The organism is Microcoleus sp. D3_18_C4 (assembly GCF_036702355.1).
GTDB lineage: Bacteria > Cyanobacteriota > Cyanobacteriia > Cyanobacteriales > Microcoleaceae > Microcoleus.
Window position 1 is genome coordinate 43,914 of sequence record NZ_JAUBTF010000021.1, and the last position, 19,770, is coordinate 63,683.

18 protein-coding genes are annotated in these 19,770 nt (G+C 45.0%); 4 read left to right on the top strand and 14 right to left on the bottom strand.

Annotation, left to right across the window (positions count from 1 at the left end):
- Window positions 1-46: 46 nt before the first annotated feature.
- The 4 genes from QUA90_RS12970 to QUA90_RS12985 form a co-directional block, all read right to left on the bottom strand.
- Window positions 47-3,088, bottom strand: coding sequence for an SMC family ATPase (locus QUA90_RS12970; protein ID WP_333445853.1), 3,042 nt, complete (start codon window positions 3,086-3,088; stop codon window positions 47-49).
- 252 nt (window positions 3,089-3,340) lie between these two features.
- Window positions 3,341-4,516 (bottom strand): exonuclease SbcCD subunit D, encoded by a 1,176-nt coding sequence (locus QUA90_RS12975; RefSeq protein ID WP_333445855.1) that lies wholly within the window; start codon window positions 4,514-4,516, stop codon window positions 3,341-3,343.
- A 193-nt stretch (window positions 4,517-4,709) separates the two neighbouring features.
- Entirely contained in the window at window positions 4,710-5,036 is a 327-nt protein-coding gene (locus QUA90_RS12980; RefSeq protein WP_333083023.1) for a DUF433 domain-containing protein, read from the bottom strand.
- A 67-nt stretch (window positions 5,037-5,103) separates the two neighbouring features.
- Complete coding sequence (locus tag QUA90_RS12985; protein WP_333328479.1) at window positions 5,104-6,006, bottom strand: ion channel; 903 nt, start codon at window positions 6,004-6,006, stop codon at window positions 5,104-5,106.
- A gap of 112 nt (window positions 6,007-6,118) precedes the next feature.
- On the opposite strand from QUA90_RS12985, the gene QUA90_RS12990 reads away from it, so the two are divergent.
- A complete protein-coding gene (locus tag QUA90_RS12990; RefSeq protein WP_333328482.1) occupies window positions 6,119-6,439 on the top strand; it encodes a hypothetical protein in 321 nt (106 codons plus the stop codon).
- Window positions 6,440-6,579: 140 nt separating this feature from the next.
- Here QUA90_RS12990 and QUA90_RS12995 read toward each other — a convergent pair whose 3' ends face one another.
- The 4 genes from QUA90_RS12995 to QUA90_RS13010 form a co-directional block, all read right to left on the bottom strand.
- Window positions 6,580-7,914 (bottom strand): hypothetical protein, encoded by a 1,335-nt coding sequence (locus QUA90_RS12995; RefSeq protein WP_333445857.1) that lies wholly within the window; start codon window positions 7,912-7,914, stop codon window positions 6,580-6,582.
- Window positions 7,915-8,469: 555 nt separating this feature from the next.
- Window positions 8,470-8,991 carry a hypothetical protein gene (locus tag QUA90_RS13000; RefSeq protein ID WP_333389966.1) on the bottom strand — a complete coding sequence of 174 codons (522 nt, stop codon included), beginning with the start codon at window positions 8,989-8,991 and terminating at the stop codon, window positions 8,470-8,472.
- A gap of 286 nt (window positions 8,992-9,277) precedes the next feature.
- Window positions 9,278-9,628, bottom strand: coding sequence for a hypothetical protein (locus QUA90_RS13005; RefSeq protein WP_333328490.1), 351 nt, complete (start codon window positions 9,626-9,628; stop codon window positions 9,278-9,280).
- A gap of 387 nt (window positions 9,629-10,015) precedes the next feature.
- Window positions 10,016-11,116: a saccharopine dehydrogenase NADP-binding domain-containing protein gene (locus tag QUA90_RS13010; RefSeq protein ID WP_333328493.1), complete on the bottom strand. Its 1,101-nt coding sequence runs from the start codon at window positions 11,114-11,116 to the stop codon at window positions 10,016-10,018.
- Between the two features lie 567 nt (window positions 11,117-11,683).
- On the opposite strand from QUA90_RS13010, the gene QUA90_RS13015 reads away from it, so the two are divergent.
- Complete coding sequence (locus tag QUA90_RS13015) at window positions 11,684-12,091, top strand: DNA-binding response regulator (protein ID WP_333328496.1); 408 nt, start codon at window positions 11,684-11,686, stop codon at window positions 12,089-12,091.
- A gap of 172 nt (window positions 12,092-12,263) precedes the next feature.
- On the top strand, window positions 12,264-14,051 hold the full coding sequence (locus QUA90_RS13020) for a cellulose-binding protein (protein ID WP_333328499.1): 1,788 nt from the start codon (window positions 12,264-12,266) through the stop codon (window positions 14,049-14,051).
- A 17-nt stretch (window positions 14,052-14,068) separates the two neighbouring features.
- On the opposite strand, the gene QUA90_RS13025 is transcribed toward QUA90_RS13020, so the two are convergent.
- The 4 genes from QUA90_RS13025 to msrA all read right to left on the bottom strand — a co-directional run bounded on the left by QUA90_RS13025 (window position 14,069) and on the right by msrA (window position 16,257).
- Complete coding sequence (locus QUA90_RS13025; protein ID WP_333445859.1) at window positions 14,069-14,650, bottom strand: DUF948 domain-containing protein; 582 nt, start codon at window positions 14,648-14,650, stop codon at window positions 14,069-14,071.
- A 37-nt stretch (window positions 14,651-14,687) separates the two neighbouring features.
- Window positions 14,688-15,029: a YtxH domain-containing protein gene (locus QUA90_RS13030; RefSeq protein ID WP_333328502.1), complete on the bottom strand. Its 342-nt coding sequence runs from the start codon at window positions 15,027-15,029 to the stop codon at window positions 14,688-14,690.
- 121 nt (window positions 15,030-15,150) lie between these two features.
- Window positions 15,151-15,474 (bottom strand): hypothetical protein, encoded by a 324-nt coding sequence (locus tag QUA90_RS13035; protein WP_333210520.1) that lies wholly within the window; start codon window positions 15,472-15,474, stop codon window positions 15,151-15,153.
- Between the two features lie 129 nt (window positions 15,475-15,603).
- A complete protein-coding gene (msrA, locus tag QUA90_RS13040) occupies window positions 15,604-16,257 on the bottom strand; it encodes a peptide-methionine (S)-S-oxide reductase MsrA (RefSeq protein WP_333328509.1) in 654 nt (217 codons plus the stop codon).
- A 317-nt stretch (window positions 16,258-16,574) separates the two neighbouring features.
- Here msrA and QUA90_RS13045 point away from each other — a divergent pair, with 317 nt between their 5' ends.
- Entirely contained in the window at window positions 16,575-16,712 is a 138-nt protein-coding gene (locus QUA90_RS13045) for a hypothetical protein (RefSeq protein WP_333082964.1), read from the top strand.
- A 258-nt stretch (window positions 16,713-16,970) separates the two neighbouring features.
- Here QUA90_RS13045 and QUA90_RS13050 read toward each other — a convergent pair whose 3' ends face one another.
- Both QUA90_RS13050 and QUA90_RS13055 read right to left on the bottom strand, forming a co-directional pair.
- Complete coding sequence (locus QUA90_RS13050; protein ID WP_333445862.1) at window positions 16,971-17,900, bottom strand: DUF6999 family protein; 930 nt, start codon at window positions 17,898-17,900, stop codon at window positions 16,971-16,973.
- Window positions 17,900-19,768 (bottom strand): 3-oxoacyl-[acyl-carrier-protein] synthase III C-terminal domain-containing protein, encoded by a 1,869-nt coding sequence (locus tag QUA90_RS13055; protein ID WP_333445864.1) that lies wholly within the window; start codon window positions 19,766-19,768, stop codon window positions 17,900-17,902. The genes QUA90_RS13050 and QUA90_RS13055 overlap by 1 nt, the downstream gene beginning before the upstream one ends.
- Between the last annotated feature and the right edge of the window lie 2 nt (window positions 19,769-19,770).

Sequence of the window (19,770 nt, forward strand, 5' to 3'; positions counted from 1 at the left end):
TACGTCCTTAAGCAAGTTGACTATTTCACGCACGCGCCTCTCCACTTCAGGATCTATGTAATTCTATTTTAGAACCTTGCGGTGACTTAAACACTTTAACTTGTGCGGGCAATCTTTCGCCCAATTCTCGAACGTGGGTAATCACTCCAATCAGCCTGTCTCGCTGCCGCAAAGATTCTAAAATTTGAGTAACGCTTTCGAGAGTTTCGGTATCTAAAGTACCAAATCCTTCATCGAGAAACAAGCTGCCCAAGTGAGCTCCTTGAGACAGTTTTTCTGACAAAGCTAAAGCCATTGATAAGGACGTGGCAAAGGTTTCACCGCCGGAAAGAGTGCGGACTCGTCTAGCTTCCCCGCCGTTCCAATTATCTGCTACCCAGTATTCGCCGTCTTGGTTTTTTAGTTTGTAGCGATTTTCGGTTAATTCTTGCAAAATTAAGGTGGCGCTGCCGACTAATTCTGCTTCTAAATGTTCTAAAATGTAGGATTGAAATTCGTTGGATTTGAGATTCTGCGCTAATGTGTGATAAGTTTGCTCTTGTTCTGTGAAATTTGTGATTTGCTGTGACAGTCTTTCGGCTTGTTCGAGATTTTGGGCTGCTACTTGAATCCAAGCTAAAAGTTCGGCGCGGTTGTTGTTGGCTTGTTTGAGGTTTTCTTGGGCGGTATGTTTTGCCGATCGCACTTGTGCTAAATTATTCTCATCGGTAGTTCTGCCTGCGATCGCCTCGCTCAAATCTTTCGCCCGCGTCTCTAATTGAATTTTTGATTCGCGGTGAGAGCGAATAGCATTTTCCCATTCTGATTGTTCCTTAACAGTCGCAACCGCTGCTAAAAATGTCTCTTCTGTGAAATCAGCCGCCGTTAATTTTGCTGACCAATCCAGGTTTAGCTGCTGTTTCTGGGCTTGGGCTTGCCCAAAAGTCTCTCCAGCTTGTTGCTCTCTCTCTGCGGCTTGAATAACCTTATTTTGAGCAGTTTGATAGGATTTTTCGGCAACTTTTAGCAGATTTGCCAAGTCTTGCTTGTCTTGTTCTAAAACTTTTGCTAAATTAGCATAAGGTTGATATTCGGTAATTTGATAAAGCGCATTTACACAACTTTGCAACTGCTGCTGGCGACGGTCTGATTCGGCGATCGCATCTTGATATTCCTGCTGTTTAGCTGCTTGAGTCGCCACCGCCAAATTAAATCTTTCCTGAAAATTATCATATTCCAATGATGCCAGTTGGAACTGCTGTTCGGTTTCGCGGTATTGGCGATCGCTCTCTTTAAGGAGTGCCAACTCCTGCTGCAACCCCAAGCTTTCCCACTGAGGATTTTCCAGCACATGAGTGATTTCCTGCTGCAATTGAGCAACTTTATTCGCAGTTAATTCCAACATTTGAGCAATTTCCGACTCTTTTTGCAGGCAGGCTGCTACTGCACTTTTTCCCTCAGCAGCCAACCTTTGAGCATCTTGAAAAACCTGATTTGCAGCAGCCAATTTCTGCCGCAAACCAGCCACATCGACAATATTAGAATCGGGCAAAGGAGGGAGCCGATCGCTCTCAGGATGCACCCCCCCGCACACCGGGCAAGTATCGCCAGAATTCAGCGACATTCTGACAGCAGCCACACTCTCTAAACGTGCGGCTTCCGCATTAGCGGTTTGGGCCGCTTCTAACTCGCGATCGCACTCTTTTAGTTGGATTTCTGCTGCTTCTAAATTAGCGGCAACCTGCACATAATTCTGTTGAGCTTTTTCCTTATCTGCCAGAGATTTATCCAACTGTTCTTGCTGAGTCTTTTGCTGCTTGGTAATTAGCTGCAATTCCATCAATAAGGGTGAAATTTGCTGCAATTGCTCTAAACGCTTTCCTCCCGGCGCATACTGTTCGAGCTGTGCCGCTGCTTGAGTAACTCGAAAACCCGCGCCTTGAATTTTAGTGTTAGCAGCTTGCAGTTCTTTATCTGCTGCCATAAAAAAGCGGAGTTTTTCCTGTTGAACTTTTTGGGCAAGCGCCACTTCTTTTTCTAATTGAGCGCGCTGTTCTTCATATACTTTAGCAGCAGCTAGAGCATCTTCGCGAGCCTTAATTTGTGGCGCTAGCACGTCTTCTTTGGCTTTTGCCGCATCAAATTGGTGCTGCTCTACTGCCAGCTCAGAGCGAGCTTTAATTAACTGCTTTCGCGCTGCCACCGAGGCACTTTCGGCAGTTTCATACTGACTGCGAGCCGATCGCACTAAAGCCCAATCTCCCTGTAAATGATTGGCAGCTTGCGCTCTTTCTAAACGCTGTGCTAAAATTGCCACCTCAGCAGAATTAGCATTTAATTGGGCCAGTTGTTGTTGTAACTCTTGCCAGCGAGCGATTTGCGAAAATAGCTGTTCCTCTTCATCTAGATCCTTTTGAGCTTTCATCACAGCGCGATCGAACTGGGGTAACTGCTGCTCTAAAATCAAAAGTTGCGATCGTCTTTGATCCACCTCATCCGCCGTCGGCGCACTCAAATCCGCTAGCTGCCTTTCCACCATTTCCCGTTCCTGTTTCAGCAACTTTGCGAGTTCATTTGTTTCCTTCCGCATCTGCTCAAAAATCTCAAATCCCGCTAGCTGCCGCAAAATTTCCCGACGTTTTGAAGTATCCCCTTTAATAAATTCATCAAACTTGCCTTGAGGCAGAACAATTGCGCGTGTAAAAGTATCAAAATCCATTCCTAAAATCTGTTCAATGGTATTTTGAACAGCAACGATACTCGTCCCCAAAGTTTCCCATTGACCATTTTGCCAGTTGTCCAAAATCACCTTATTTTCGGGAGATTTGGGACGAAAACGCCACCTTCGCGTCACCCGATACTGTGCCGAACCCACAGCAAAACGCAACTGCACTTTTAAATTTTCGCTGCCTTGACTTGCCAAATCACTTACCTGTTTGCCGCTGCGAGTTGTCGTGCCAAAAAGAGCGTAAGTCATGGCATCTAACAGGGAAGATTTGCCTGCACCTGTAGCACCAGTAATTGCAAACAAATCGAGTTGAGAAAAATCTAAACGCTGTTCGCGGTGGAAGCTGGTAAATCCTTCGAGAATAAGTTCTAGTGGACGCATACTGATTTTAGTTTTAGGATTTGGGGTTTTAGATTGTTATATTCAGCTCTACTGTCTTCCTTCTACAGTCTTCCCGATCCCCCCTAACCCCCCTTGTTAAGGGGGGGACAAGAGTATTATCAAAGTCCCCCAACAACCAGGGGGATTTAGGGGGATCTAGACTCGACTACAAGCGACATTGAGCGTGGGTTTCAGTCTTAAAACTATTTGAAATTTGAGATTTGGGATTTTGGATTGTATCTTTTTACCCATTTAATTGTTAACTGTTTCCTTAAACTTCTTGTACAAATTTTTAAATTCCTCCAATACTGCTGGTTTCGGTGTCGTTCCCAAGCGGTTTTGATAATAGTTGCAAAACTCTGCTGCCGGATCGAAATTATTGGGATCGATATTAGTTATTTCTGTTGCTTCTAGCGCTGCATCTGGATAGCGCGGTTCAATTAACAGCGCTTGAGAACAAATTTGGCGCACTCGATCGGCAAGTCCGATTTGCGGACTGTCCAGTTCGACAATTACTTTCAAGAAACCCGGATGATACTGATGAGCTTGTAAAGTTTCATCGAGATTGTCGTTATGACATTTAAGCACTTTTAACGGCTTGTGGCAAGCCACCGGCTTAAATTCCACCTTTGCCTGACTTCCCGGCTCAACTTCTATCAAGCAAAATCCTTTTTCCTGTTCCGCTTCTCCAAAATCTAACTGAATCAAAGAACCGGAATAATAAGCGGGAGAAGTCTCAGAAATCCGCTGGTGAATGTGGATGTGTCCGAGGGCGACATACTGAGCTTCCGGCGGCAGAGTTTGCGATGAAAGCAGGTACTTTTCTCGCGTGTAATAAGCGACTTCTGATTTTGCTAATCGAGCGCCGTCAATGCTCATGTGTCCCATGAGAAAATTGACAGTATTGTCTCTAAAATCCCTGGTTAAATCTTCGAGTAAATATGCTACTATTTCGCGGTAGTCTTTTCGGCGATCGGCATCGCCCGACTGCCAGAGAGAATTAGCATCTAACAGTCTTTGTTCCGAAGCAAAAGGCATTGCTCCCACACAAAGTTTACCGCTTTTTGTATTAAGAGTAATTGTGCCGCCGTCTGCAGAAAGCCTGGGTTTGCCTAAAGCGCGAACACCGGCGAGGGAAAGCAATTGCGCGATGCTGTCGATGCGGGATGCCGAATCGTGATTACCGGCGATCGCAATTGCGGGAATTCCTGCCGCTTGGAGTTCGCAGAAAAAGTTATAAGCAATGCGTTCAGCGTAAGCGGGAGGGTTGGGCACGTCGAAAATGTCGCCGGCAACGAGCACAGCATCGACATCCAAGGCTTTTGCTTGCTTCAAAATCTGTTCGAGGGCGATCGCAATTTCAAAAGTGCGATCGATCCCTCGAAAACGTCGCCCTAAATGCCAGTCAGCAGTATGAATTATTCGCATAGTACGAGGAGTTTTTTGTTTATGTTAACTGAGATGTTGTACCATTTTCAAGAACGGGCAAGATGCCCGTTCCACAAAGAATAAATTTCTTGTGGAACGGGCATCTTGCCCGTTCATAAAAGCCTGATTTAAAATGGTAAAATATTTCAGTTTTAATGCTTTGTGCGATCGCGGTATAAAGATCTGCCACAGTTTATGCCTCTTCCTGTTCTCGAATTGCTCTTTCAATCTCATCAGGATATGCCTCAGCATAACTAAAAGCATTCACCAAATCTACGGCACTCAGATCGGGATGACCTTCTAAAATATGAGCATCTGTGGCACTTTGACGGCGATAACTTACCAACAGCCAAACAGGAATCCGAGTTTTTCGGATACAGGCTTCTCCGCCCATGACACCGGGAGTCTTTTGAATTCCCGGCCAAAAGTTGCTTAAACTTTGGGCTAGGAATTGTATAGCTTGAGCCTTTTCTTCGGGAGTTAAAGCCAAGAGTTGCGGTTGCAATTCTTTGAGTGTCATCTTCGTAGTAACTGAAGTCATAAATATCAACTTTTATCGTCCTAGAGGTATTCTAGCACTATTATACTCACAACTTTTCTTCCACCGGCTTCACATCGTGAAACCGAGTATAATCAACCACCCGCCCTCCCGTCGCCGATTTCAAAAGAATATCTACAAATCGCATATTCCACATAATTTCAGAGGCTACAAAAGAATGTCGCGCGTGAATAGTTTGCGAAACTGTTTCGTCAATTCCTGTTAAAGTAATTACAATTTCCGCTTGCTGTTCCATCAAGTCTTGGGCAGTAAGTTGGTACAAAGGACTGCTCTCCTCAATTGCGTGCATAACCGTCCAAGTTAAGGCAAAAACCGGAGAGTGACTTCGCACTAATTGCAAATCGTAAAAACGCCGCATAAATTCTCCTTCCGCTGTTACCTCGTTGCGGATCAAAGTAGCTCGCTGCTGCGCTTCTAAAATTTGGTTGAAACGCTGATTTGCAGTGCGGTACATCAGAGTCGGAACGCCGTTGAAAGGAGCGATCACAGCTACCCGGCTGAAGATAACTCTAGCTGTTGGTCTGGAAAATCTCGAAAAAGCCAGTCCCGTCACCATCGCCACTCCCCACAAACCAAAAAGCGCTTCGATCGCAACTATAGTATTAGCGTAATCCGTGCGCGGATACATAGCACCGTAGCCGATCGTCGCCATTGTTTGCACGCTGAAAAAAAAGGCATCTTGGAAAGAACCGGGCCGCGCGTTAGCAATGCAATCTCCTCCCGCCAAGTATGCTAAGGCAAATAAAGAATTCGCGACTGTATACGACAGACAAATCAGCAGGAAAAATCGCGGCCAAGAAAGAGTTAGCAGCCTGTGGTAGAGGTCGGCAAAATGCAGGCGCGGTACTCCCAACTTGACAATATTTAAGGGGAATTGTCCTTGGCGGCTGACTAAACGCGCCTGTTGCTGGCGGTTGCGGTTGCTTTTCATTGCGATTTGTAACTGCGGCTGTTTCAATTTGTAACTATTGCTTTGACCGGGAAAACTTATCCTTTAGACTGATGTCTGATTCCAAAAATTCGGATACAAGCGGAGTTTAGAAATGGTTGAGCTTAACTGGCATGACTATCTCGTTATGGTTTCTTTTGTGGCATCTATTGCGGGTCTAGTCCTGCTGGGTGATAATCGTGACTCGCAGCCAACGGACGATCGCACTTTGAGCGAAGAAATCCTAATCAAGATGAGCTTTACTTACTGGATAGTGTACTGCATCTCTTTTTTCGGGCTGAAACTTCACCTACCAGAGGATAGCTGGTTATTGCTCAGTTTGAAGCTGACTACGGTTCTTTCTTACTTGTTGACTGCTTCTAGCATACTCAGCCTGCCGCTGCAACGCATGGCTGTCCGACAAGTTGAAGATTAAAAAAAAGTTTTTGTAGTGAGGACTTCAGTTCTTTCGATCGCGCTGAAGAAAAACTAAAGTCCTGACTGCAAAGCTATTTGAGTTATATTACCGGGCAATAAACTCACAGTTAGCTGTGAGTATGCCACGAACTCGGTTGCTTAGGATTTAAAGCCTTTAGAGCTTTTCTTTTTATCCTGCGGTTTAGACTTTGACTTATTAACTTCGCCTAAAGCTTCCTGAAATAAGTTGTGCAGGTGCACGGGAACGCTGGCAATTTCGGGGAGTTCTGGTTCTAAGGGTTTTTTAAACTCTTGCAGCAAAGCATCTAAATCGCGATCAATCTGAAAGTCTTTACGTTCCAATACAGTTTGCAAAATTTGTTCTAATTTCGCTGGATTAACTTTAGCTAACCGTTGCCAAATCCAGACATTAATTGCAGGATCTTCTAGATAGTTACGCACCAGCTTTTCGTAACCGGGAACGGTTGAAAAATCTTCGGCTGCTAGCAGTGCAGTAAATTGAGTGTAAGTAGACAAAAAGCTTTGTCCCCAGCGAGGATGAGAAAGTGCTGTCACCTGTTCGGCTTTCTTGAAGCGATCGGGCAATTCAACTTTCGGCATTACCATTTTTGAGTGAGGATCGCTATCGATCCCTACCTCCACTGAAGACGGATCTGCACCGGCTGCTGCTATAGCTGCTGCTTTAATTTCTTCTGCATCGACTCCAGCATCTTCAACGATCTCCGCCAGAGATTTATGTTCATTAATGCCGATATCCGCTAGGCGTTTTTTAGTGATGAATTCCTGAAATTCAGCCAACTGTTTATTCAGGTGATATCCCGATAGCGTAACTTCCTCACTGCCAAAAAATTCGGTAAAATCTTCGTGGTACTGTTCTACCGAATGCCAAGCTTGCTCTAACAATTCCGGCGCATCGCTGTATAGGTTATTTTTGTGATTTTGCTTGAAATTGCCGATCGCCACCGCCAACTTCGGCTTGCCCAATTTCCCCATCGGTATCGGAGGGCCCGATAGTATCCACCAGTCATCGGTGAGAGGAGCAATCCGAGCCCGCAAGATTTCTCCTAACTTAAAGCGAGACATTTCTGCAAGAAAATTAGGACTGTTGGGCTTGACTACGTAGTGCTTAGCCGTCAGCCAGTTCATCAGTTCAAACCTGTCGGGGGAAAGTTGAGTGATTTCAAATAAGCCGGTGAAGCTTCTGTGTTCCCAACTTTCCAGCAAGCTACGATCGCTCTCGGTTAAATCCGGCTGACTTTCGACAAATAGCTCGATCGGCGTTTTCTCTCCGACTTTACCTTCGATGGTAAAACTGTCAATCACTTGATTTTGCTGAGCAATATCGTAGCGCTCGCCGGTCGATCGAGCGGCAGCATAAGCTTCCAAAGCTACCGCCAACTCTCCCTCAGCATCCAGCACAAAGTCAATTAAATTTTGCTTGAGTGTCCAAGCTCTTTCCAACATTTCATCCACAATTTATACCGATTTTGAATGAGAGGATTTAGATTTTTAACAATTATCGGGCTTGAAGCAACCAACGCTTTACGCTGGGGCTGCGATTGAATAAAGCGCATCGCGAACAATGACAGAAATATGCGATCGATGCCTCAGTCCTGAATAAGTTTAATTTTAAGGCTAATAGTCAAAAAAAAATGTTAATCTCAAACGGAAGCATCCCGATTTTGTAAAAAGCATTTTTTAGGAGTGCGATCGTCCCGCACAGCAAAGCCTCTACGTATCTAGCGAGTTCTCACAGCGAACAGTCCTGTGAAATAAAAATAGTGCTGAAAAATGGGATTTCAAGGGATCATAAAAATACCCTCTCCGATGTAGAGAGGGGCTGAAAATCCCCAAAAACTTCGCTAAACTCGCGTTAAAAACTGTGCTATCTATCAACAACAGTCCAAGACGCAGCAGCCGGGTTTTTTTTTGATCAAACACTTCTCTCCATTCCGGTACCCGGCTAAAAATAACCGGAACATTTGAGTTTGTGTGTCTCCAAGACTGAGAAATACTTGGCGTAAGCCCTTAGCGGCCGTCTTTGTCAATGTCGCCAGGAACAGCCCGTTCCACCCGATCCCAAGCGTCGCGCGTGGCGTGCTTAGCTTTTTCCCAACTCACTTTAGACTTACCGCGATTTGTTTCGTAGTCGCGCTGCAAATCCGGTTCGATCTCGTTGAATTTCTTACCAGTAGCGCCATAGCGACTGTATCCCTCATAACCGGTTCGGTATGCAGGCTGATAGTCTTCATAAGTTGCGCTAGTGTCCACGTAAGGACGGGAACTATAGTTGCTTTGCCAGTAAGCATCTTCTACCGTGGGGTCGATCGCCTCGCCCACACCTTTGCCCACCAAACCGCCGCTAAACGAACCCACAACAGCGCCGACAACTGCTCCTACAGGCCCGCCGATGGCACCGCCGATCGCAGCACCCGCAGCACCGGCACTCGCCGCACCAATACCCGTTGCCACTGGATGAGCCCCTGTTTCCCCCGAAAGCGGGTCGAGGTTAGCATCAGGTTCATGTACCGTTTTTTTGTCATCGCTCATGATATTTTTTCCTTTTATCTAAATGTAACTATTATTAAATTTACCTTTTAAATTCATATCTATTCATCTGCCTTAAGGATGAATCTGCTAGCTTCCAAAGGAGGGAAATGAGAAAATACTTCTCCAATCAAAAAGTAGTTTTACACACTACTCTCAAGCGATAAGGTGCGCCGAGGCGCACCCTAAATCATTATGTTCAATTGAGTTCTGAGATCGGCTTTATTGTGTACTCACTGAAGCTGTGTATTTACCAGCAACTTGAGTTATATATAAATCTCTTGATTTATTAGTTGCCTGTGACCTTTTCGATCAAATCTTCAGCTTTTTGAACTATTCCTTCTTGCGGGTGTTCTCCCTTGTACTCTTTTAAGCTTTCGTCGTAAGCTTTCTCGACCTTGGCAGGATTTTGAGAGGTTTTGACTATTTCTTCGTAAGCTGCTTGGGGATTGAGATCCTCGAAACTTTCTGCGGGGTCAGTAATTTTAGCTTCTGGCGGCGCCTGAGTTCTATCTTGACCTGCGTAAGCAGTCTGACTGGGTACTACCGCTAGACTTAGCAGACCCATGAACGCCAGGGTACAGACCAGCAAAATGCTTTGGCTCAATGTTTTTCCGAGAGCTTTTAAAACCCGCTTCATATCAACTTCTCCTCGTATTTTTCCGCAAAAATTATGGTGTTTGTCGCCCCTTCACTGCGATCGCACATTGACAACCTTGGTTCAAGCGCAATCTTTGTCGCAGCTACCGCATCTAGAGCGAGGCAAAAGGGATGTTTCTCGTGACATCCCATATCTTAAGCGCCTGCTTGTTACTATTCCTTCTACCAAAAGATAGATTAGTTATACAAGCGGAACTCATCTCCTATGAGCGGCGATCGCAATTCCTGCGAGGAACCCTATCTAGGGGTTTTCTCATCTATTACGAAGCCCCTGACTCTTCTTTTTCGGCGCGTCTTTCGCGTCTTCGCCCTTCTGGAAAAAATTCCATTTCTCAACATTTTAAATTGCTATAAATAACCTAACTCACTACAAAACCACCTGCTCTATCTCTAGGTTTCTGTTCTGCATAGCTCGTTCAAATAGCTCAGTAGAAAGAGCTTGCTCTACCGACCAAACGCCAGGTTTTTCCAGTTTACCTTCTAACATTAATTGAGCTATGCTGCCAGTACCGATGCCCGTAGCGACGGCAGCACTGGGGTGTACCGCTGTCGAGCAAACTTTAGTCGGTTTGCCGTTTTTGAGACCAGTCACTTGCGATCGCACTGCCACACCAACCCCACTAAAACTATTAGTAACACTGGTCATCCCATAACTGACATAGGAGAGAAATTCAATCACGGAGTTATTTTTGAGCCAGCTAGCCGGCCAATACTTGGCAACAAACCAGGTAAGGTGATTGTAAAGGTCGGGAGACGTACCGAATTTAGTCACAACTGATTTGACGGGGAAAGTTTCGGGCAAAGTGATTGCTTCCGGCATATCGAACCAGTAAACCCCTGTGTTGCCGTAGGGTGCGGGAAATTCAATTGTTTCGCGATCGCTGTAGGGTTTTACTTGCTGCCACTTGCGATCGGCCCAAACGTCAAAAGGGGTTTGCAAACCTAAAAAAGTGGTTCTCATGACGGTAACGCCAGCGCCGCCCGAACCTCCGACAACATAACTCAAATGGATGTGTTCTGCTTCATCTAATTGTTCCACATCTCGCCGCACCATGCTATTAGACACACCGGGAAAAATTCCCGTATTAATAATAGCCGTTATCCCAGCATTTTTAGCAGTTTCGCGCAATTCTAAAGCCCTGCGAGTAAAACTGCGGCTGTCGCTGACATCAGTATAATTAACACCTGCTTCTATGCAAGTTTTCAATACACTGGCGTCTCGGTAGTGAAAAGGCCCGGCACAGTGAACGACGAGATTAGAGGATGAAACCGCTTGGTGCAGGGCTGCACTGTCTGCTAAATCTAAAGTTTGGAAATGCACCCGATCCGGCGGCAATCCCCGCCCAATAGAGGCTTCAGAATTGCGTCCGGTAACAGTAATTTCCGCGTCGGTATGGGTAACAAGGTCTTGGGCAACGCTGCTGCCAATTCGTCCCCGACCGCCGACAATCAAAACTCGGTTTGCCATCGCTAAAAAAAGGGTAACGCCACTTCTCAGTTTCTCAAATTGGGGTCAGCGTTTTCATCCGCATAAAGTATGAATTGAGGAGAATGCGAGATGCTGGGGGATCGGCGGCGATCGCCCTGATCCAGAGATGGGCAGGGGCGAGAGACAAAGAGAATGAGTTGTTAATTTAGTCCCGTACTAGCTTTACCAATCGGGAGCAACAATAAACCCCCAAGAAGTAACTCTGACTCGCTCTCGCCCTAGAATTGTAGCAATCTGAACAACTCGATCGTATTTTTTAGCTTCCAGGATTTTTTTGAGCTAGATGTTTCAATGCCTCATATTTGATTGATTCATCAGTTATCAATAGAGCAAATTTTTGAATTTTATCCAAATATTTTTGGGTATTTTTTGAATATACCTCTTGCCAACTAATTTTAGTTAGGCTATAAAAAAATTGCTTAATGGGAGCAGAGTGGGGAGCATCTCACCTGGGCAGCCCAGCTAAAAATTGCAGGTGGGAACCCGATCGAAATCGTCGCCGCTGTTATGGTCTCCGTTGTAATTTGTTGTCAGCACTTTACAATTATGAGATCGCGAAGGGTACTAACAGAAACAGAAAAACTTTACATCCGAGGATTGCTTTCCGGTTGCAGTCCCGCCGAAATCGCTCGCCAACTGTTTCAGAGTTCCAAAAGTGCAGAATTTTATTTATGTAAAACTTTATACCAATATGTTAAAAAACTCGCAGATGTACCTAACGAACCTGTAGGAAATTGGCGCAATATTTGCGATCGGCTACAGGAAGCCGGATCGAAAACTCTGCCTTCTCCTGAAGTTAAAATAAATAATTCTGTACCCACAGAAGCATTAGTAAAAAGAGTTGGTATAGGTGTGATTGAGAAAAATACAATATCAATTGATATTAACATTCGACTAGAATTCCCCTCTACTGAGGAAACTCCGAAAAAAGAAGATTTGGATAAAGAGGATTAGATGGGCGATCGCACTTGGGGACAGAAACGGCGCTCGCCCCTGCACAGAGAGGCAAAAATGTTAATAATCTTATAGCTGATAGTTTGAGAAGGAACTTTTTGATAAAATATCAAAATTAAAACTGGTCGCACCCGTTGCGATTTTACCTAAAATAATCAAATTAGTCAAATTTATGTCTCGATTAAGTATCAGATCGAACAACAAAGCTCTGGGCTTTGTGGTGGGTTTATTAATTTTTGTCATTTTTATTCCCGGATGTTGGGCTTTAACAACTAATATTGCTCCCACACCAGTACGGCAAGTAGATAACAAAGTAGCGGTGCGTGCAGATGTACAAAATACATCAAATTCTCGCTCTTCTTTAGGAGTTGGGCTTAATGGTATTGCTGACTACTCCACACAATTACCCTTTTTAGATGCTTTCAAATCTTCTAGACAATGGATAACTCAATGCGTTAGCGGAGAACCAAGCTGTAAAGGTGAATGGGATACAGAGGAGTATAATCTTTTAAATCTTGATGAAAATGGGTGGGTGAAGTCTCTCCCATCCCCCGAAGATGCTCCTAAATATACCAGGGTAAGTACGCTATTACTGAGGGAAATCCCCAATCGCTATCCTTCAGGGCAATATATTGTTACTTATGAGGGTGAAGGTGCGATCGAATATGGCTTTGATGCCAAAAAAGATGAGGCTGCGTCGAAACCTGGGAGAGATATCCTTAATGTCGATGCCACACAAGGCGGAGGCATCATGATTATAATTACTGCTACCGACCCCAATAAAACAGGGAAGTATATCCGCAATATTAAAGTTGTTCACTCCCAAGATGAACAGCTTTTTCAACGTGGTGAAATATTTAATCCGCTGTTTATAGACAAGATTAAAAAATTTAGAGTCTTGCGTTTTATGGACTGGATGGGGACAAATGGTTCCGAACAAAAAGACTGGTCAAACCGGCCTAAACCAGAGAGTATATCCTATGCTGACAGAGGAAATGTTCCCATAGAAGTTATGGTGAATTTAGCTAACAAAGTCCAAGAAGAACCCTGGTTTAATATGCCACATCAGGCTACGGATGAATATATGACTAACTTTGCTAAAATGGTCAAAGATAGTTTAGATCCCAAGCTGAAAGTTTATGTAGAGTATTCTAATGAGGTTTGGAATTGGTCATTTCCACAATCGAATTATGCTTTGGAACAAGGTAAAGCGAAGTGGGGAGATAAAGGCGATGCTTTTATGCAATGGTACGGAATGCGTACGGCTCAAATGTGCGATATCTGGAAAGGTGTTTTTGGGGTTCAAAAGAATCGAGTTGTCTGCGTGTTAGGAACTCAAAGAGCCTGGAGAGAGTTAGAAACTTATTCTTTAGAGTGTTCCTATTGGGTAGCTGAGGGCAATAAACCTTGTTATCAACACGGGATTGATGCCGTAGCTATAGCGGGATATTTTAGCGGAAACTTGGGCGGGAAAGAAAGTGTTAGTACAGTAGAGTCTTGGTTGAATGACGCAGATGGCGGATTTGGCAAAGCTTTTAAGCAATTAAGAGAGGGCGGGTTACTGCCGGGGTTCAAAGATAGTTTGCCCGATGTTGAGAATGACTTTAAGTATTTCTTAGATGTGGCTCAAAAAAAAGGTCTCAAGTTATTTGTTTACGAGGGCGGTCAACATATTGTAGGTATTGAAGGAGTTGAGAATAACGAAAAACTGACTCAGTTTTTTATGGAATTAAATAGGCGTCCAGAAATGTATGATATCTACACCCAATTACTGAATAGTTGGAAACAAGCTGGAGGGAGTCTTTTCATGCACTTTGTGGATGTGAGTTCATTTAGTAAGTGGGGAAGTTGGGGCGCTTTGGAGTATGTGGAACAAAAGGGTTCGCCTAAGTATGATGCTTTGATGGATTTTATTGATAAGAATCCTTGCTGGTGGGATGGCTGTGCTGTCGAGGGATGATCGGGAATTGGGTGCAATCAAGAATCGTTCGATCGCACTTCCTCAAACTCTTCAGCATTCCCCGGCAAACCCGAACCCTCGCTACTCCTCAACCTGGGCGATTCCCCATTACTCGCACCGGCACCGTAACCCCCAGAATATCTGTCCTCCAAACCCGACTCCCTCAGCGCCAGCGCACTTCTTTGACTCGGCGACAATCTCTCTGTCGAACGGCGATTTGTCCCAGACATCGGTGGCTTGCGAGTTAAAGTTTTCCAAGCAGCCTTAATCCCAGTCACCACGCTGCGAGTAGTTACCTGCACATTTTGCGCCTGCTTTTTGGCGCTACCAATACTTCGATCGACCTGTTTGACAACCTCGCCCGCACTTTGCACTCCCTCGCTGACATCATCCGTCAACTCGCTAATTTCCAGCCCCGTCAACCGAATCGCCTCCAAAGTGGGCGGAAATTCGCGAGAAAGCGTGTCAGCGAGCTTTTCCACGCTGCGGGCTGCGCGTGCCAGCGCTTGCACCGCAGGCATTAAAGTCACTAAAACAGCAGTCAGGCTAACTGCTACTAGCAAAATTGAAAGTCCTAGCCAAAATATGGGATCACTCACTTGAATCTGGGATTGGGGGTTGAGAATTTCATGTCATTTAGCGGATGGGAGGGCGCGACGGGGGACTCACTTCAGTTTCAGCTTCCGACAGTGTTTGCCGTTCCCGCTGAGTCGCTTCCAAACCCGCCGCTATCGCCTCTTTGAGTCTAATCAAAGTTTCGTCCCAATTTCGGATTGCAGTTTCAGAAAGTCGATCGGCCTGCAACTGCACGCTAGTCGATAAATCTTCCGCCAACTCGGGCAAAGCATCGGCCGATTTTTTCAATATCTGCCGCGTCTCCTTGCCGGGTCGCGGTGCTATCAGCAAGCCAGTCACGGCCCCGATCGCAGAACCCACAAGCAAACCGCCAATAAAGAATCCTGAACGTTTAGTTGACATTTGTATAACTTCTCTCCATACAACAATTTTAGGGGCGTTTGCCCGATCGCAGCCCTTTACAAAGGTAGAAATATTGTTGAAAATCCTAGGGAGTCAGCACGGGCGGCAATTTTAGGATAGCTTACCTGAAAGGTCGATCGCGCCTGGACCAAAGCATCCGTCCCAAACCCAGCAATCCCAAAAGTTGCTGAACCTGTTGCAGTTGCAACTCTAGTTGTTGATAACGTAGTCGCAGTTGGTGGGTACCTTGCTGCCTTTTACCAAGGAAATCCGGCGACATAGTGAGGACATTGCTGCTACAGCGTTCGATTGCTGCGATCCGAAGTTCCAAACGTGCGATCGTCCGCCTGATTTTCCACACTTTCGCAGCGATATAAAAACAGACCAGAGATATCATTAAATTGATAATTACCACACCAGCCAGCATTATTTTACCTGCTTTCAACTAATCCCTTTTACCATCTCAATAACCTTTCAGTCGTCTTCAGACGACTTAAGCTTTGAGGCAGGGGTTTAAACCCCTGCCGGACTGCCGGAGTATTGCAACCGCCTCAAAATACCCCTTGTCAAAGTTTTAAGCCTGAGACATAGCAGGCAAACAAACCTTAGTACCGCCCAAACCGCAATAACCGTTCGGGTTTTTAGCAAGATACTGCTGATGATAGCTTTCTGCGTAATAAAACTCAGGAGCATCAATAATTTCAGTAGTAATCTTGCCGTAACCGGCCGCCGTCAAAGCCTGCTGGTAAGCATCTCGCGAAGCTTCAGCTAACTGCATTTGGCTGGCTGAATACGTGTAAATGCCCGATCGATACTGAGTACCAGAATCATTGCCCTGACGCATTCCTTGAGTAGGATTGTGACTTTCCCAAAAAACTTTGAGCAGCGTTTCGTAACTAATTACTTTCGGATCGAACACAACCAGAACTACTTCATTGTGTCCCGTCATCCCGCTACAAACTTCGTTGTAAGTAGGATTCGGAGTAATCCCGGCTGCGTAGCCAACAGCAGTCGAAAAAACTCCATTTTGTTGCCAAAATTTGCGTTCCGCTCCCCAAAAACAGCCCAGGCCAAACAACGCAGTCTCCATGCCGTTTGGAAAGGGAGGTTTGAGCGGATTGCCGTTAACAAAGTGAGTTGCCGGTACCGACATCGACTCTGCCCGTCCCGGTAATGCCTCTTGGGGAGAGGGCAGGCTCGACTTTTTGCCAAATCCAAATAGCACCATAAGTTTGTAAGGGGATCTCTGATCAACGTCTTTACCTTACTTAATAATATCAGATGTATACTGAAAATAGTGGCCCTCTTAAAGGTAGAAGGTAAAAGCCAGAAGGCAAATGTTTGTTACGGAAGGTTTTTGGTGATACTGCTCACTGCTAACGCAGTTTTAAATCACATTAGGCAGTGTTCTATGTCACCAAAACATACCTAAAATATCACCTACTGTTGAGGTATAAATCACGCTGATTTTAGGCAAAACAGCCGATTATTAAAGGTATGGTGTTGTAGAAGTTATTCAATACCATTTATGGGGAGTGTGTAGAAATGGGCGCTAAACCTTGCAGTCAACCTTTAAAATCTAATCCGTTTATTACTTACCGCGACCCAATTACAGGCAAGTGGATAGTGGTAAATCAGACTTTGCCCCAAGCAGCAGAACAAGCACAGCTAGTAGCAGCTTGAGTTTTTCTATTGATTTTTGACATAAAAATTAACTATAATTTCAGATTGCGTAGGGGCGGGTTTTACAAACCATCTATGTCAGAAACGAATAATCTGACAAACCCGCCCCCACAAGGCGAACAATCCCAATGTACATTTTTTAGATGCGAACACAGACAGGGTTGATGTAGATTATTCGTTGTGTGGGGGCGGGTTTATCTAGATTGTTTGCAGTTCTTAAATATTATTGGTAAAACCCGCCCCTACGGGTATTTATGGTTATTTAATCGGAGTTAATTTCATCTCTTTTTGCAGTTCCAAATACCGATATAGATATTCCGAAACTATCCCGTGCAAAAACAAGTCGCGGGCCGCATTAAACGGACTGTTGGGCGCTAGCGGATGGCGATTGACAATTACATGATTCCAGTCGCAATTTCCGATAATCTCGCTGACATAAAGTCCGAAGTTTTCATCTAACTGAAGCGACATCACTGCTCGCGCAAATTCGTCGCTAGTCAAACACAGAGAATAAAATACTTTAAACAATTCGATCGCCGACTCTAAATCCAGAATGTTTAGCCATCTGCGTTTTTCAAAATCTATGGCAACTTCTACAGGTTGAATGCTATCATAATTTATTCCCCGTTTTTTGACGACTTGCAACCAGTTAGGATTTGTCAGCATTGCCTGGTTGTAATCCCAGACAAAGTTATAGAGAATTAAGTCGTGTTCGAGAAACGCATTCTCAGCTAAATCCCTAACAGTGCGCGGATAAAGCTTTGACTTTTCTATCTGGGTGTCGGGGCCGTTGTCAATCAAGAAGTTGATAATGTTGGAGCCGATGCAGATGTGTCGGACAATTAAATAACAAGCTTCTGGCGATACAAAATTATTTAGGAAAAATGCAGCCGATTTGTGCATTAAAGTGTAAGCGCGGAATTGAAATGGCAACAGGCGCTTTGTTGTCATAATTACCGCCAGCAACAAGTTAGCAATTACTTTGATCGGAATCAGCAAATAACTGCGAGTCCAGTTTTGCAAATCCCGGATCATGTAGGCTTTTGCCACTAAATCGACGGGAATAGATCGATCGCAAAACAGCACATCCCAAACATTCGGATCTTGGCGGTTGTAGGGTTTAGTAGCGTAAGGGATTTTTCGCTGATCTGGGAGATTTTCGGTATCTTGTTTTTGCAGCTTTTGCATTAGCCTATTTCCTCCAATTGCAGCAAATATAAACGAGCAGTAACGCGAGCGGTTTTGACAATGCGACGGGCAATATCATCTGTCATCCATTCGGCATTAATCAAATTTTCCAGTTTGGCTAAATGCGACTCGTCATTAGATCCGTGATAAGCTAAAAACGATACTTGTTCGGATTGCAAGCCAAGAGTTTCTTGAATTTGCTTTGCCCACTTTCCCGCCAACCGATTGCCCAATCCTTCGATAATAAACATACTGCCAATTAAATCAACCGGATTGTCCCGCGATGCTTGGTGGAAAATAAAAGCTGATAGTGCTTCGCTGCCAATATTCTTATCATATTCCACAATTTTTGCCAATTCACCGCCCACAGAAACATAATTTTGTTCTAGCATTTGATAGTCGCGGTGTTCGTCTTGAGCATGACCGATAAAAGTCGATCGCAGGCGAAAGTCACTCATGTTAGAAGCAGCGCGAGCAATCCAGCGAGCTCCCTCTACAACTTGCGGCCGGAGATTGCACAGCAAAGCTTGATAATCTTCTATTGTAAACTCTCCTCGGTACAATTTGCGGACAATCGGAACAGAACGAATTTCGCGATCGAACTTCAGCCAAATCCATGCTAACTCGCGCAACAAATAAGCTTGCGGAGAGTTGGGGTGTTCGGGTTTAACGCTTTCGAGAGGCGAAGCTTCGGGAACTTCATGAAAGTTAGAAATTGCAGAACTCATAAGCTTATGGGTATTTTCCACAGCAGTTAACATCATATATGCCGTGGTAAAGCGCCCGCTTTCCGGGACAAAACAAAAGATTTTCTGTCCCGGCTGCAACTTACCCGAATTGAACAATTCCTCTAACATTAAATAAATCGAGGCACAGCCTGTATTTCCCCGTGTGTATAAGTTGGTAAACCATTTTTCTTCAGGAATCATGCAGTCTGCTTGTTCCAGAAGTTCTACAATTTGCCCCCGGAAAAAGTGAGACGAATAGTGGCACAGCAGCCAGTCGATTTCCTGCGGACAAACTCTCCCGGCTTTAATCAACCGCAGCCAACCTTCAACGCCTAATTTCATTACATTTTCCAGCAAGCGAATATTTTGCCGCAAGTCAAAAGCTCCCGCTGTGGCTGCATCGAGGTAGGAGGAATAATCCAACCAGCTTTTAGTGGAGGTTTCGTTTGCTAATCCTGAATACATACAAACAGGATAAGCATTGGCGTGAGAAACGAGTTCAATCAATTCTATTTTTAAGCTGATTCCTGTCGCGTTAGGATGGTTTTGGAGCAACAACGATCCGGCACCGTCGGAGAGCATCCAGCGCAGAAATTCTGTATCGAAAGGCAGGGGTTTTCCCGCTTGCACCGAAGTCTGTGCTTCAAATTTAGTATTTTTGAACAGGCGCGAGGGAAATTCGGAAGCGACGGCAATGGCGGTTTGTTTTTTGCCGAGTTCGATTTGAGAGGCGGCGTAATTTAAAGCGCTAACTCCGGCACAGCAAACTCCTTGAGTTGAGACTATTTCTAGGGGAGAGAATTCGGAAAGTTCCCCGTGTACTGTACTGGCAAATCCCGGTACTAATAAATCTGGTAAAGTGGTAGCGCAGGCTAATAAGTCGATCGCCCCCGGTTCCAAATTTGCCTGGGCGATCGCGTCACGGACGGCAAACGCTGCCATTTGGCTGTTAGAATATAGTGTTTGCTGCTGTTTGTCGATCGCGTAGTAGCGCTGTTGAATGCCGTTGCTGTTGAGAATTCGCTGCCTGACTCTCGAAGGGCGCGAGGCAACTTTGCCGAGATATTCTTCCATCTCATCATTATTAATCGGTTCTCCCGGCAAAAATTTTCCCATCCGATTGATATAAGCACTGTACATGG